This window comes from Streptomyces flavusporus (genome assembly GCF_046267975.1).
GTDB classification, from domain to species: Bacteria; Actinomycetota; Actinomycetes; order Streptomycetales; family Streptomycetaceae; genus Streptomyces; species Streptomyces flavusporus.
The window spans coordinates 5,355,241-5,368,097 of record NZ_CP176503.1 but is presented as its reverse complement, the minus strand read 5'-3'; the positions used below and the strand labels follow the sequence as shown (position 1 = coordinate 5,368,097).

The 12,857-nt window shown below is 72.6% G+C and carries 13 protein-coding genes; 8 read left to right on the top strand and 5 right to left on the bottom strand.

Annotated elements, in window-relative coordinates; genetic code table 11:
- Positions 1-224: 224 nt before the first annotated feature.
- Positions 225-743 (top strand): flavin reductase family protein, encoded by a 519-nt coding sequence (locus ACKTSN_RS25495; protein ID WP_409471231.1) that lies wholly within the window; start codon positions 225-227, stop codon positions 741-743.
- Positions 744-758: 15 nt separating this feature from the next.
- Here ACKTSN_RS25495 and ACKTSN_RS25490 read toward each other — a convergent pair whose 3' ends face one another.
- Together ACKTSN_RS25490 and arfB are read right to left on the bottom strand one after the other, a co-directional pair.
- On the bottom strand, positions 759-1,601 hold the full coding sequence (locus ACKTSN_RS25490) for a sigma-70 family RNA polymerase sigma factor (protein WP_409471230.1): 843 nt from the start codon (positions 1,599-1,601) through the stop codon (positions 759-761).
- A 110-nt stretch (positions 1,602-1,711) separates the two neighbouring features.
- Complete coding sequence (gene arfB / locus ACKTSN_RS25485; RefSeq protein WP_409471229.1) at positions 1,712-2,149, bottom strand: alternative ribosome rescue aminoacyl-tRNA hydrolase ArfB; 438 nt, start codon at positions 2,147-2,149, stop codon at positions 1,712-1,714.
- Positions 2,150-2,309: 160 nt separating this feature from the next.
- Here arfB and ACKTSN_RS25480 point away from each other — a divergent pair, with 160 nt between their 5' ends.
- Positions 2,310-2,885 carry a TerD family protein gene (locus ACKTSN_RS25480; protein WP_409471228.1) on the top strand — a complete coding sequence of 192 codons (576 nt, stop codon included), beginning with the start codon at positions 2,310-2,312 and terminating at the stop codon, positions 2,883-2,885.
- Positions 2,886-2,966: 81 nt separating this feature from the next.
- Positions 2,967-3,509 carry a GNAT family N-acetyltransferase gene (locus ACKTSN_RS25475; RefSeq protein ID WP_409471227.1) on the top strand — a complete coding sequence of 181 codons (543 nt, stop codon included), beginning with the start codon at positions 2,967-2,969 and terminating at the stop codon, positions 3,507-3,509.
- Positions 3,510-3,532: 23 nt separating this feature from the next.
- On the opposite strand, the gene ACKTSN_RS25470 is transcribed toward ACKTSN_RS25475, so the two are convergent.
- Entirely contained in the window at positions 3,533-4,939 is a 1,407-nt protein-coding gene (locus ACKTSN_RS25470) for a M1 family metallopeptidase (protein ID WP_409471226.1), read from the bottom strand.
- 38 nt (positions 4,940-4,977) lie between these two features.
- Between ACKTSN_RS25470 and ACKTSN_RS25465 the strand changes: the two genes are divergently transcribed.
- Positions 4,978-5,478, top strand: coding sequence for a hypothetical protein (locus tag ACKTSN_RS25465; RefSeq protein WP_409471225.1), 501 nt, complete (start codon positions 4,978-4,980; stop codon positions 5,476-5,478).
- A gap of 113 nt (positions 5,479-5,591) precedes the next feature.
- On the opposite strand, the gene ACKTSN_RS25460 is transcribed toward ACKTSN_RS25465, so the two are convergent.
- Positions 5,592-6,293, bottom strand: a complete 702-nt coding sequence (locus ACKTSN_RS25460) for a pentapeptide repeat-containing protein (RefSeq protein WP_409471224.1) — start codon at positions 6,291-6,293, stop codon at positions 5,592-5,594.
- Positions 6,294-6,454: 161 nt separating this feature from the next.
- Between ACKTSN_RS25460 and ACKTSN_RS25455 the strand changes: the two genes are divergently transcribed.
- The 4 genes from ACKTSN_RS25455 to ACKTSN_RS25440 all read left to right on the top strand — a co-directional run bounded on the left by ACKTSN_RS25455 (position 6,455) and on the right by ACKTSN_RS25440 (position 11,134).
- Complete coding sequence (locus ACKTSN_RS25455) at positions 6,455-7,624, top strand: FAD-dependent oxidoreductase (protein WP_409471223.1); 1,170 nt, start codon at positions 6,455-6,457, stop codon at positions 7,622-7,624.
- 57 nt (positions 7,625-7,681) lie between these two features.
- Positions 7,682-8,653 carry a zinc-binding dehydrogenase gene (locus ACKTSN_RS25450; RefSeq protein WP_409471222.1) on the top strand — a complete coding sequence of 324 codons (972 nt, stop codon included), beginning with the start codon at positions 7,682-7,684 and terminating at the stop codon, positions 8,651-8,653.
- A gap of 65 nt (positions 8,654-8,718) precedes the next feature.
- A complete protein-coding gene (locus tag ACKTSN_RS25445) occupies positions 8,719-10,221 on the top strand; it encodes an MFS transporter (RefSeq protein ID WP_409471221.1) in 1,503 nt (500 codons plus the stop codon).
- A 34-nt stretch (positions 10,222-10,255) separates the two neighbouring features.
- Entirely contained in the window at positions 10,256-11,134 is an 879-nt protein-coding gene (locus ACKTSN_RS25440; protein ID WP_409471220.1) for an aminoglycoside phosphotransferase family protein, read from the top strand.
- On the opposite strand, the gene ACKTSN_RS25435 is transcribed toward ACKTSN_RS25440, so the two are convergent.
- Entirely contained in the window at positions 11,131-12,855 is a 1,725-nt protein-coding gene (locus tag ACKTSN_RS25435) for an HEXXH motif domain-containing protein (protein WP_409471219.1), read from the bottom strand. The genes ACKTSN_RS25440 and ACKTSN_RS25435 overlap by 4 nt on opposite strands.
- Positions 12,856-12,857 lie beyond the last annotated feature (2 nt).

The window sequence follows — 12,857 nt, the reverse complement described above, 5'->3', positions numbered from 1 at the left end:
GCAGAACGTGAACAATTGAGTGGGGTTTCTGTGTTTTTCCCGTGCGTTTACCGAACGCAAGCTTTGTAGCGATGTCCTTCGCTGGTCCTACGACCGTGCTCGGGCTGAGGTCCGATGCGGGGGCACGCACCGGAGACTAGCGTTTCGGTGTGCTGAACACCCGCCCTCCCGCTCCGCCCGCCCAACCCGCTCCCGCGGCCGATGCCGCCGGGCATGCTGTGGGGGTGAGCAACGACGAGTTCAGGGCGGCCATGTCCCGGCTGGCGGCCGGTGTGGTCCTGGTGACCGCGAAGGAGCCGCCGCTCGACCCGGACGACCCGCAGGCGCCGGGTGGTGAGGACGTCGGCATGACGGCGACGGCCTTCATGTCGGTGTCCCTGGACCCACCCCTGGTCCTGGTCAGCCTGCGCGAGGGCTCCCGCATGGACGACCTGCTCGCCGAGCAGCCCCTGTGGGCGGTCTCGGTGCTCTCCGAGAGCCAGCGCCACATCGCCGGCCGCTTCGCCATGAAGGGCCGCATCAGCGACCGCCTGCTCTTCGAGGACATCCCCTACGTCCGCGGCGAGGCCACCGGGGCGCCCCTGGTCGGCGGCGCCCTGGCGACCCTGGAGTGCCGCACCGAACAGCGCGTCACGGCCGGCGACCACACGCTGGTGGTGGGCCGCGTCCTGACGGCCCGCCTCCCCAGCGCGGACGGCGGGCCGCTGACGTACTTCAAGGGGCGGTACCGGCAGCTGGGGTAGCTCAGCGCCGGTGGACTACCCCAGGGTGATGTCCAGCCGGGACAGGTCTGCCGGGTCGGTGATGCCCTCGATGACGGCGATCCGGTCCCGTACGAACCTGAAGATCGTCGCCCGCTCGACGCGTCCGTCGGCGGAGAACACCACAAGCCCGGTGGCCCCGTCGACCAGAGCGGGCCGCCCGGTCCGGCCGAGGCGGGCGTAGCTGATGGCGCCCGAGGCGACTGCCGCCGCCCCGGTGTTCACACCGGCCTCGGAGCGGACCACCACATCCGGGTCGAGCACCTCCAGCAGCCCGTCGAAGTCCCCGCCCCGCGCCGCGGCGAGGAAGGCGTCGACGACCTGCCGCTGCCGTACGAGATCGGCATCGGGCGCCGGAGCGCCCTGCACCCGGCGCCGGGCCCGGCTGGCCAGCTGCCGGGCCGCCGTCGGCGTACGGCCCACGATGGCGGCGACCTCCTCGTACGGCACGGCGAACATGTCGTGCAGCACGAAGGCCAGCCGCTCGGCCGGGGTCAGCGTCTCCAGGACGACGAGCAGCGCGACGCCCACCGAGTCGGCGAGCAGCGCGTCCTGCTCGGGGTCGGCTCCGGCGGCGGGGACCGGCGCGCCCGCGTCCAGCGACTCCTCCGCGCGGGACTTGCGGGAGCGAAGCATGTCCAGGCACACCCGGCCCACCACGGTCGTCAGCCAGCCGCCGAGGTTGCCGACCTCCCGGGTGTCGCTGCGGCTCAGCCGGAACCAGGCCTCCTGCACCGCGTCGTCGGCCTCGGCGAGCGAGCCGAGCATGCGGTAGGCCACGGCACGCAGATGCGTGCGGTGTGCCTCGAAGCGCTCGGCAAGGAAGTCGTCGTCGCCCATGTGTCCTGTGTCCCCAGCCCTCGTAGCGGACCACCGTCAGTGGCATTCATTGGCATTCCACCGCCTTGACGGATCCCGCGGGGCAAACGTGACAGCATCCCGGGCACGTTCTATCCCCAGTCGCGGCCCGACCGCCCCCGCTTGGTCTCCGAGCGCTGTTTCTTCTTCCGCAGGCGGCGTTCGTTGATGCCGCGCGGTATGCGTGTCGGTTTGCGGGGCTTGGGCGGGGGTGCGGTCGCCTCGGCGAGGAGTGCTGCGAGGCGTACGGCGGCGGTCTCGCGGTTGCGCCACTGGGACCGGTGCTCGGAGGCGCGGACCGCGATGACGCCATCGACCAGGCGTCCGGCCAGCCGCTCCAGTGCGCGTCGCTTCCACACCTCGGGCAGTGCCTCGGTCGCGGCGAGGTCGAAGCGCAGTTCGACCTGGGAGTCACTCGTGTTGACGTGCTGCCCGCCCGGCCCCGAGGAACGCGAGAAACGCCACTGGAGCTCGGCCTCGGGGAGCGCGACGGAGCCTCGGACGACGTAGGGACCGGACATGGCTGACATGTTCCCGCCTGGAGTGGGCTCCAGTCACGCGAATATCGCCGAAGGTAAAGAAAGTAAAGAGCCGGGAACCCGTGGCACCTCCCTCCACGTTCATAGGGGTAGCTGTAGCTTCAGTACCGCACACGCATAGCGCACGCATCGAGGGAAGGAACTCCCGACCATGGCTGTAAGCCTGTCCAAGGGTGGCAACGTCTCGCTCACCAAGGAGGCTCCGGGCCTGACCGCCGTCACCGTGGGCCTCGGCTGGGACGTCCGCACCACCACCGGCACCGACTTCGACCTCGACGCGTCCGCGATCGCGGTCAACCAGCAGGGCAAGGTGTACTCCGACCAGCACTTCGTCTTCTTCAACAACAAGCAGACGCCGGACCAGACGATCGTCCACACGGGCGACAACCTCACCGGTGAGGGCTCGGGCGACGACGAGCAGATCAATGTCAACCTGGCCGGTCTCCCGGCCGACATCGACAAGATCGTCTTCCCGGTCTCCATCTACGACGCCGAGACCCGCTCGCAGAACTTCGGCCAGGTCCGCAACGCCTACATCCGCATCGTCAACCAGGCCGGCGGCACCGAGATCGCCCGCTACGACCTCTCCGAGGACGCCGCCACCGAGACCGCCATGGTCTTCGGCGAGCTCTACCGCAACGGCGCCGAGTGGAAGTTCCGCGCCGTCGGCCAGGGCTACGCCTCGGGCCTGGTGGGCATCGCCCAGGACTTCGGCGTGAACGTCTGAGTTCCCCGCCCACACAGTGACGTGGCCCCCGGCCGGGAAACGGCTGGGGGCCACGTCGTGTGCCGCGGTAGTTTGCCCCGCGTGCTCATCGACGTCCTGCGCCTCCCGCCCGGCGCCGACCTTCCGGCCCCGCTGCTGACCGAACTCACCGCGCTGTATGCCGCCGACCGCGACTTCCAGGCGCTCAGCGGTGACTTCCCGGACCCGGACGACATCCGTCCGGAGCAGGTGGCCGCCGCGCTGGCGGAGGAACTGGCGAACCCGGACGTGGAGGTACTGCTCGCGCGCGCCTCCGAGCGGCTGGCCGGGATCGCCATCACGCTCGCCCGCCACCCCGACCCGGACGACCCGGACCCGTGGATCGGGCTGCTGCTGGTGGACCCGGCGGGCCGGCGTCAGGGGTACGGCCGCCGGCTCGCGTCCCACGTCGAGGAACGGTTCCGCGCCGCGGGCCGCAGCGCCGTGCGCCTCGCCGTCCTGGACAACAATCCCAAGGGCCTCGCCTTCTGGACGGCCCTCGACTACGAGATCATCGGCCACCGCGGCGACCGCCGCCTGGGCCGCCCGTGCGCGGTCCTGCGCAAGCCGCTGCACTCCCCCGGGCTGTCGGCTCCGACCGAGTAGGGGTACCCCTGAGGTCGGACGCGTCAGGCGCGGTCCGGTTTTCCCTCGCCGTACAGCCAGTCGTCCCAGATGCGGCCGAAGTCCTTGCCGGGGGCCTTCTTCTCGACGTACGCCGTGAAGTCCTCGGTGTCCGCGGTGCCGTGGCGGTGGGCCTTCGCCCAGCCCCGGATCAGTTCGTGGAACGCGGCGTCGCCGACGGTCCGGCGGATCTTGTGCAGGACCATCGCGGCGCGGTCGTAGACGGGTCGGCCGGAGATGCGTGCGGCATCGGGCGGGTTTGCGGGCGGGAACGACCAGATCGCCTCGTTCTCGGCCGGGTTGTTGTAGTGGTCGCCGGTGTACAGGGCGTCGAAGATCTGCTGGGCGGTCTCGCCGCCGTGGTCCTCCTGCCAGAGCCATTCGGCGTAGGTGGCGAAGCCCTCGTTGAGCCACATGTCCTGCCAGGTCCTCGGGGAGACGGAGTCGCCGTACCACTGGTGGGCGAGTTCATGGACGAGGAGCCGGATGTCGGGGGCGCCGGGGAAGACCGGGCGGCTCTGGGTCTCCAGGGCGTAGCCGGCGTCACCGACGCGCTCGACGATCGCGCCGGCGGAGGAGAAGGGGTACGGGCCGAAGAGGTGCTCGGCCCAGGCGAGCACGTCGGGGATGCGGGCCAGAACCGCGCGGCTCGCCGGCGTCTCGGCGGGGTCGACGGCGGTGTACACGGGCAGGCCGTCCTCGGTGGTGGAGCGGGTGATGTCGTAGCGGCCGACGGCGAGGGTGACGAGATAGCTCGCCATCGGGGCGGTGGTGCGCCACGCGGAGGTCGTACGACCGCCAGTGGTCGTCTCGCTCGTCAACTCCCCGTTGGAGACGGTCCGCAGACCCTTCGGGACGGTGACGGCGAGGTCGTACGTCGCCTTGTCGGAGGGGTGGTGGTTGCCGGGGAACCAGGCCATCGAACCGGTCGGCTGGCCGAGGGCGAGCGCGCCGTCCGCGGTGGGCAGCCAGCCCTCCTCGGAGCCGTCCGGGTCGGTGATCGTCACGGGGGTGCCCGAGTAGCGGACCGTCACACGGAACGTGCGCCCCTCGGCGAGGTCGTCGCGGGGGCGGATCGTCAGTTCCTGGCCGGTGCGGTTCCAGCGGGCGGTGGTGCCGTCGACGGTGACCTTCTCGACGTCCAGGCCTTTGAGGTCGAGGTTGAAGGCGGAGAGGTCCTGGGTGGCACGGGCGGTGGTCACCGTGCGGCCGGTGAGGTGGCGGGAGGCGGGGGTGTACGCCAGGGTCAGGTCGTAGTGGGTGACGTCGTAGCCGCCGTTGCCGGCCTTCGGGAAGTACGGGTCGCGGACACCGGAGCCGCCCGGGGTGCCCTGGGCGCCGCCGGTTCCGCACGCGGGCGCGGTCAGGGCGAGGACGAAGACGGTCGGGACAACGCGGGCGAAACGGGACACGTCTGAGATCCTATGAGCGGCGTGACACCATCGCCTACGTGCTCGACATCGGCTACGCCCTCTCCAACCGGTTCCCGGACCCTCCCCAGACCGACTACCGCCGCGCGGACGTACACGCCCTGCGCCACGATCTGTTCTGCGGTGACGTCTATCTCGCCGACACCAAGACGGACCGGGAGCTGTCCACAGCCTGGGGATGGGTGCCGGTGCTCGACTTCGCGTGGGCGCTGTGCGACATCGTCGAGCAGCTCGACCGCGATCCCGCGGGCTCCCGCGCCGCCCGCCCGCAGCGCGCGGAGCTGGACTTCACCGAGTCCACCGACCGGATGCTGTTCGAGCGCCGCTTCGGGTGGGTGGACATCGAGTCCGACTGGATGCCGGCCGAGGAGCCGCCGCTCACCTTCTCCCATGCCGAGCTGCGGCGCGAGGCGCGGGACTTTCTGCACGATCTGATCGCCGACCTGTGCGACCTGCACGAGTCCCTCGCGGACAATCCCGTGATCTGGTCGTTGCAGGCGCGGTTTCCGCGGGTGCGGTGAGTTTTGTGGCGGGCGTCTGCTGGGGGCCGCGCCCCCAGACCCCGCTTCGGCCTGAACGGCCTCGTCCTCAATCACCGGACGGGCTGAAAGTGACCGGCGCTGACCGGTCACCCTTATTCGACCCGAATCCCCGCCTCCGCCGCCAACACCGGTGCCAGGTCCAGCAGTTGCCCCGTGCTGATCACCGCCCCCGACAGCCGGTCGATTCCCCGGGCGATCTCCAGCGGAGCCGCCCCGCGCAGGTCCACGTCTCTCAGCGTCGCCGCGCTGAGGTCGGCGGCTCTCAGCGCGCAGTCCACGAACTCGACGCGGGTCAGTTCCGCGCCCCCGAAGTCGGGTTCCACCAGGACGCAGCCCTCGAAGACGACATCCTTGAGCCGGGCCCGGCGCAGGTTCAGGCAGTCGATCTTGCCGCCGCGGATCAGGACGCGTTCCAGGGCGGCGCCGTGCAGCTGTACGCCACCCAGGCGGGCGTCGGTCAGTTCGACGTCGCGCAGGGTGGACTCCGCCAGGTCGGTGCCGACTCCGCGTGGGGCGGTGAGGACGGAGTCCAGGATGCGGGCGCGATACAGCCGCGTCTCGTCCAGGGCGCACGCCGTGAGCGCACAGTCCATGAAGCGGGCGCCGCCGCCGTCCTGCCCGGCGAAGTCCGCGTCCCGGAAGTCCAGCCCGTCGTAGTCCCCGTCCGGCTCCAACTCACCCCCGTCGTACGGCTCCAGCTCCGGCAGCCGCACCTCCGGCCGCCGCGCCGCCCGCACACCGGACCCACCGCTCCCACCGGCTCCGCCGGCCCTGCCCGTCCCTGTCCTCGCCATGGCCCCATGCTGCACCCCGCCGCTGACAATCGGCGTGAGCTGGGAAAACCTCACCGGGGAGCGCCGCCCGCCGAGCCCGCCGGCCCCCGATGTCACATTCGCGGCCCCTCGATCCGTCGTACTCGTGAAAGAGGCGACCCGAGCAGAGGGAGACCCCACTCATGCACCGCATCACCGTCATCGGCGGCGGTTTCGCCGGCCTCACCGCAGCCGTCACCGCCGCCGAAGCGGGCGCCAAGGTCACCGTGTACGAAGCCCACCACACCCTGGGCGGGCGGGCCCGGACCGCCGAGGGCCCGTACCGCACGAACGAGGGCCCGCACGCCCTCTACAACGGCGGCCCGCACTGGGCGTGGCTCAAGCAGCGGGACCTCATCGGCCCCCTGGCGACCATCCCGCCCCTGGAGGCCGCCAGGCTGCGGCTGCGCCACCGGGGCGCCCTGCGCCGTACCCCGCCGTTCGCCATGCTCAAGCTGCTGCGCCGCAGCGCCCGGCAGGCTCCCGTAGACGTCGACTTCCTGACCTGGGCCACGGAACAGGCGGGCGAGGAGGGTGCGCGGGCCGCCGCCCACTACGCCGCCGTCGCCCTGTTCCACCACGACCCCGGCGCGCTGTCCGCGGCGTTCGTCCAGGAGCGGCTGCGCCGCGCCGCCAAGCTGCCGCCCGAGGCGCACTATCCGCGCGGCGGCTGGGCGAACGTGATCGACCGTATGGCCGCCCGCGCCTGGAATCTGGGCGTCCGGATGGAGACCCTGTCCCGCGTCGACACCCTGCCCACCGACACGCCGGTCGTCGTGGCCACCTCCCTGGACGCCGCCCGCCGCCTTCTCGGCAACGCCTCCCTGACCTGGCCGAGCGGCCGTACCGCCCTCATCGACCTCGCCGTGCGCACCCGGCGCGGCGACGCCTTCGTGGTGTCCGACCTGGACGCGCCCGGCTGGCTCGAACGCTTCACGGCGCAGGACCGCACCCTCGCCCCGGCCGGCGAGCAGCTGATCCAGGGGCAGATCCCGCTCGCCCCGCACGAGTCCCGCGCCGACGGCATCGCCCGCGCCGAGCAGCTTCTCGACCTCGCCTTCACCGGCTGGCGCGAGCGCGTCACCTGGCGGCGGGAGGCGGTCGCGAGCGGCCGTACCGGAGCCGTGGACCTGCCCGGCACCACTTGGCGGGACCGGCCCGGCGTGGACCGCGGCGACGGCGTGTACCTGGCGGGCGATCAGGTCGCCGCGCCGGGTGTGCTGTCGGAGGTGTCCTTCAACAGCGCCCTGACCGCCGTGTCCCTGGCGCTGGGGCAGCGCGGCCGGCAGCCGCTTGACCTCAAGCGCGCTTGAGGCTGAAGGGTGGGGACGCCACCACAGAAGGACACGTCTTGAAAGGCAGGACCTCACATGCACGCCATCCGCCTCCACGCCTTCGGCCCGGCCGAGAACCTCACCCTCGAAGAGGTCGAGGACCCGGTGCCGGGCCCCGGCCAGGTCCGTGTCGCCGTCGCCGCGGCCGGCGTGCACCTGCTGGACACGGCGATCAGGGCGGGCCACCCGGGCCCCGGCCCCGCCCCCACGCTGCCGACCGTGCCCGGCCGTGAGGTCGCCGGCGTCGTCGAGTCGCTCGGCGAGGGCACGGACGAGGCCTGGCTCGGCAAGCGGGTCGTCGCCCACCTCGGCTTCGTCCCCGGAGGTTACGCCGAACTCGCCGTCACCGGCGCCGACCGGCTGCACGAGATCCCGGCGAACCTCGACTTCACGCAGGCCGTCGCCATGATCGGCACGGGCCGCACGACGATGGGGATCGTGCAGTTCGCCGAGCCGGGCCCGGACGACGTGGTCGTGATCCCGGCCGCCGCCGGCGGCATCGGCACCCTGCTCGTGCAGTACGCCAGGAACGCCGGCGCCACCGTCGTCGGCCTCGCCGGCGGCCCGGAGAAGACGGCCCGGGTCGCCGCGAACGGCGCCGACCTGGCCGTCGACTACAAGGACCCGGCCTGGCCCGAGAAGGTCCAGGCCTACGACGGCAAGGTCACCGTCGTGTACGACGGCGTCGGCGGCGACACCGCCCGTACGGCCGTCGGCATGCTCGCCCCCGGCGGCCGGCACATCGTGTTCGGCTGGTCGGCTGAGGGCATCCAGGGCGGCGAGCCGCTGGTCGTCGAGGGCGTCACCGAGCAGGTCCTCGGCCCGGTGATGCTGGAGAAGGCGGGCGGCCCCAACCCCCTGCGCACCCTCGAACTCCGGGCCCTCACCGAGGCCGCCGAGGGCCGTCTCGTCCCGGCCGTGCACCGCTTCCCGCTCGCCGAGGCGGCGGCCGCGCACCGGGCCCTGGAGACCCGCGGAACGACCGGCAAAGTCGTCCTGGAGCCGTGACACGGCACCACCGGACCTCGGTGTAATACACCGCAAAACACCCCGGTTCATGGTCTTCTGGCCGGATGAGTGCTTCCCGGACGGCTGAAGCCGGCGCATCCGTGGACCCCGACCCCCGCCGCTGGTGGGGGTTGATGGTGATCGCCCTCGCACAGCTGATGGTCGTGCTCGACGCCACCATCGTGAACATCGCGCTCCCCTCCGCACAGCGCGACCTGGACATGTCCGACGGCAACCGCCAGTGGGTCATCACGTCCTACACCCTGGCGTTCGGCGGTCTGCTCCTGCTCGGCGGCCGCGTCGCCGACCTGGTCGGCCGCAAACGCACCTTCGTCATCGGGCTCGTGGGCTTCGCCACCGCCTCCGCGTTCGGCGGCGCCGCCGCGAACGCCGGCATGCTGTTCGGTGCCCGCGCCCTCCAGGGCGTCTTCGCCGCGATCCTCGCCCCCTCCGCGCTGAGCCTGCTCACCACGACGTTCACCGACTCCCGGGAACGCGGACGGGCCTTCAGCATCTACGGCACCCTGGCCGCCAGCGGCTCCGCGATCGGTTTCATGGTCGGCGGGCTGCTCACCGAGTACCTGAACTGGCGATGGTGTCTCTACGTCAACGTGCCCATCGCGGTCCTCGCGGTCGCCGGCGCCTTCGCCCTGCTCCAGGACAGCCCCGGCCACGCGGGCGCCCGCCTGGACGTGCCCGGCGTCCTGCTGGGCTGCGGCGGCCTGGTCGCGATCGTGCACGGCTTCGGCGAGGCGGAGTCCCGAGGCTGGTCGGACCCGATGGTCCTCGGCCTGTTCGCGGGCGGCGTGGCCCTCGTGGCCGTCTTCGTGTGGTGGCAGACCAGGGCGTCCGTGCCGCTGTTGCCCCTGCACATCATCAAGGACCGCAACCGCGCGGGCTGCTACCTGACCATGATGCTGGCCGTCATGGGCATGTTCGGCATGTTCCTGTTCCTGACCTACTACCTGCAGACCGTCCTCGACTACACCCCCGTGCAGACGGGTCTGGCATTCCTCCCGCTCACGGCGTCCATCCTCATCGGCTCCACCCAGATCGCGGCCCGCCTGCTCCAGCACGTGCCGCCCCGCCTGCTCCTGGCCCCCGGCATGGTCCTGGCCGCCTCCGGAATGCTGTTTCTCTCGCGGATCACCGTGCACTCCGGGTACGCCACCGACATCCTGCCCGCACTGATCCCGATGGGCATCGGCATGGGCCTGACCTTCACGCCGGTCTTCTCCACGGCAACCGCCGGCGTCGCCCCGCACGACTCGGGCGTCACCTCGGCCGGCGTCAACACCGCACAGCAGGTGGGCGGTTCCATCGGTACGGCCCTGCTCAACACCATCGCCACCACCGGCAGCACCACCTACATCGCCGCGCACCTCACCGGCCCCGCCCAACGCGCCGAGGTGACCCGCGAGGGCATCGTCCACGGCTACACCGTCGCCATCCGGTGCGCCGTCGGCATCATGCTCCTGGCCGGCCTGGTGGCAGTCCTGATGATCACAGCGAAGGCCCCGAAAAGCCGTGCGGCGGCCCAGCCCCCGGTACCGGAGTCGGTCGCCTGACCCGACCGCCCGGCAGCAGCGTTAGGGTCGGGCAGTGATCGAGATTCCGGACGGACTGGCGGCGGCGCAGGCGAAGTTCAACGGCGAGGCGGGCCGGGACTTCATCGCCCGGCTGCCGGAGCTGGCGGCCGCCTTCCTGGACCGCTGGGAACTGGGCCTCGACGGCACCCCGATGCACGGTGTGGCCGCCCTGGTCCTGCCGGTGCTCCGCGCCGACGGCACCCCGGCCGTGCTGAAGCTGCAACTCCTGGACGAGGAGAGCGAGGGGGAGCCGGTCGCGCTGCGGGTGTGGGACGGCGACGGAGCGGTACGGCTTCTCGACCACGACCCGGACACCGGCACGATGCTCCTCGAACGCCTCGACCCCGCCCGCATGCTGTCCCACGTCCCCGACACCCGCGAGGCCGTCCTGGTCATCGCCCGCATGCTGGCCCACCTGACCTCCGTACCGGCACCGGACGGCATGCGGCGGCTCGGTGACATCGCGCGGGCGATGCTGGAGCAGACGCCGGGGGCGCTGAAGCGGATCACGGACCCGCAGGCCCGCCGCCTGCTCGCCGGCTGTGCGGCCGCCGTGCGGGAGGTCGTCGACGAGCCCGGCGACCGACTTCTGCACTGGGACCTGCACTACGAGAACGTCCTGGCCTCCGACCGCGCCCCCTGGCTCGCCATCGATCCCAAGCCCCTCGCCGGCGACCCCGGATTCGACCTGCTGCCCGCCATCGACAACCGCTTCGACGCCGCCGACATCGACTGGCGGCTCGACGCGATGACCGACGTCATGGGGCTGGACCGGGCGCGGGCCCGGGCCTGGACGCTGGGGCGGGTGCTGCAGAACTGCCTGTGGGAGATCGAGGACGGCCGGCCGTTGGAGGAGGAGCAGCTGGAGATCGCACGCCGCCTGCGCGGTTAGGGCCTGTCCGGCGGGAGCATGCGGCCCAGCTCCAGCGGGTCGGCACGTCCGTCGAGTTCGGTGTGCAGGGCCGCGGCCAGCTCCGGTTGGGCGAGCAGTCCCTCGCCGGCGGGGTCCCCTTCGGCCCGGGCGGCGAGTCCCAGCCCCACCCAGGTCTCGGGGTCGCCCTCGCCACGGACGATGCGCGCGTGGCAGGCGCGCATCGCCTCGGCCGTACGGCCCGTGACGAGGTCGATGTCCTCGGGCCGCGCCCCGCTCACCGTGGCACCGGGGTCGTCCCGCAGCCTCTCGAACCCGGCCGGGTCCGCCAGCAGCCACCTCGCCAGCACCGCCCGCGTGTCGAAGCCACGCACCGGCCGCCCCGGGACGAGCGTCGGCCCGTGGCCCGGCGCGACGGGCGGGGCCTCGTGGGGCCAGGCCGCCACGAGAGACCGGACGGTGCCGCGGTCGGGTCGCAGGTGGTACGCCCGCCAGGTCGCGCGGTGGTCCGCGATCGCGAGGTCGGCCGCGGCGCGGGCCCGCCCGTCCACCGGCTCCGCGAGCCACGGCTCCAGCCGCCCGGCGAGCTCGGCCACCAGGCGCCGCCCCAGGTCGGTGAGCCCGTCCGACCGGCCGATCGTGTGGAGCGCGTGGGCGGTCTGGGCTCGCCACAGCGCGTACTCGAACCGCCCGAGCGGATGGTCGCGCCACCGCCAGAAGGCGGTGACTCCGAAGAAGGCGTACACCCCTTGGAGGAGCCCGCCCAGCGGCCGGGGGTCGTCCCGCCACGGGGCGTAGTACAGCCGGGTGTCCCGACCCTCGTACAGGGTGAACAGGTGCATGAACGCGCTGAGTTTGTTGTGCTGGAACTCGTGCACCAGCGTCGAGGCGAACTGCTCGCCGTCGTCGGGGACCGACGCCACCGCCGTGCCGAAGGCGTCGCCGGAGGAGGCGCTGTGCGGCCGGAACCGCTCGGAGCGCGGGCGGGGCACCAGGGACACCAGTCCGTCGGCCAGCGCCCGGGCCTCCTCCCGGTCGGTGGCGTGCAGGATCTCCCAGGCGGAGTCGAACAGCTTCTGCCACTCGGCGGCGGAGTCGAGCGGCTCGGGAAGGCGGGGTGTGCGCAGGGCGCGATAGGGGTCGATGTCGTCCAGGAGGAGCGTGCACCCGTCGGCGCGCAGCTCGGCCGGCGCGTGCCAGTCCGGTCCGCCCAGCCGGCGGCCCGCGACCGTCACGTCCCCGTCCTCGGCCAGGACCTCGACCACGGTCCAGTCCGGACCGCCGGGCACCCGCATGGCCCCGAGCGCGGGCAGCACGGCCCAGCCGTGCCGGACCGGGATGTCGGTACGGAACTCCAGGCCGGCGCGGACCGCCGCGCTCGCCGCGAGTGCGTGCAGGTGCCCCGCCTCCGCCCACAGGGGCGCGTCGTGGTCGGCGGTGCCGCGCAGCCGGCGCAGTGTGTGCGCCGCCCACACGCCGACCGCCGGATACGACAGCAGCCGCTCCACCTCCGGCGTGGCCACGGACCAGGCCCGCGACAACAGCCGCCAACCCTCGGTGAGCGGGGGCAGCGGGCCGGTCGGTGCCGTCGCGGCCGCGTCCAGCAGCGCCCGTACGACAAGCAGCCGCCAGCTGCGCTCGCTCGCGCGCAGGGCGTCCACTGTCGCGGGGCCTCCCCCGCCGCCCAGCAGTTCGTCGAACGACTGCGGTGACAGGACGTGGGGTCGGGCCGTTTCTTGCATGC

What these genes read in the sequence shown, in the direction of transcription:
- ACKTSN_RS25490 (WP_409471230.1), bottom strand. Translation starts at nt 1,601, where the DNA reads ATGGGCGACGACGACTTCCTTGCCGAGCGCTTCGAGGCACACCGCACG.
- arfB (WP_409471229.1), bottom strand. Translation starts at nt 2,149, where the DNA reads ATGTCAGCCATGTCCGGTCCCTACGTCGTCCGAGGCTCCGTCGCGCTC.
- ACKTSN_RS25480 (WP_409471228.1), top strand. Translation starts at nt 2,310, where the DNA reads ATGGCTGTAAGCCTGTCCAAGGGTGGCAACGTCTCGCTCACCAAGGAG.
- ACKTSN_RS25460 (WP_409471224.1), bottom strand. Translation starts at nt 6,293, where the DNA reads ATGGCGAGGACAGGGACGGGCAGGGCCGGCGGAGCCGGTGGGAGCGGT.
- ACKTSN_RS25455 (WP_409471223.1), top strand. Translation starts at nt 6,455, where the DNA reads ATGCACCGCATCACCGTCATCGGCGGCGGTTTCGCCGGCCTCACCGCA.
- ACKTSN_RS25450 (WP_409471222.1), top strand. Translation starts at nt 7,682, where the DNA reads ATGCACGCCATCCGCCTCCACGCCTTCGGCCCGGCCGAGAACCTCACC.
- ACKTSN_RS25445 (WP_409471221.1), top strand. Translation starts at nt 8,719, where the DNA reads ATGAGTGCTTCCCGGACGGCTGAAGCCGGCGCATCCGTGGACCCCGAC.
- ACKTSN_RS25435 (WP_409471219.1), bottom strand. Translation starts at nt 12,855, where the DNA reads ATGCAAGAAACGGCCCGACCCCACGTCCTGTCACCGCAGTCGTTCGAC.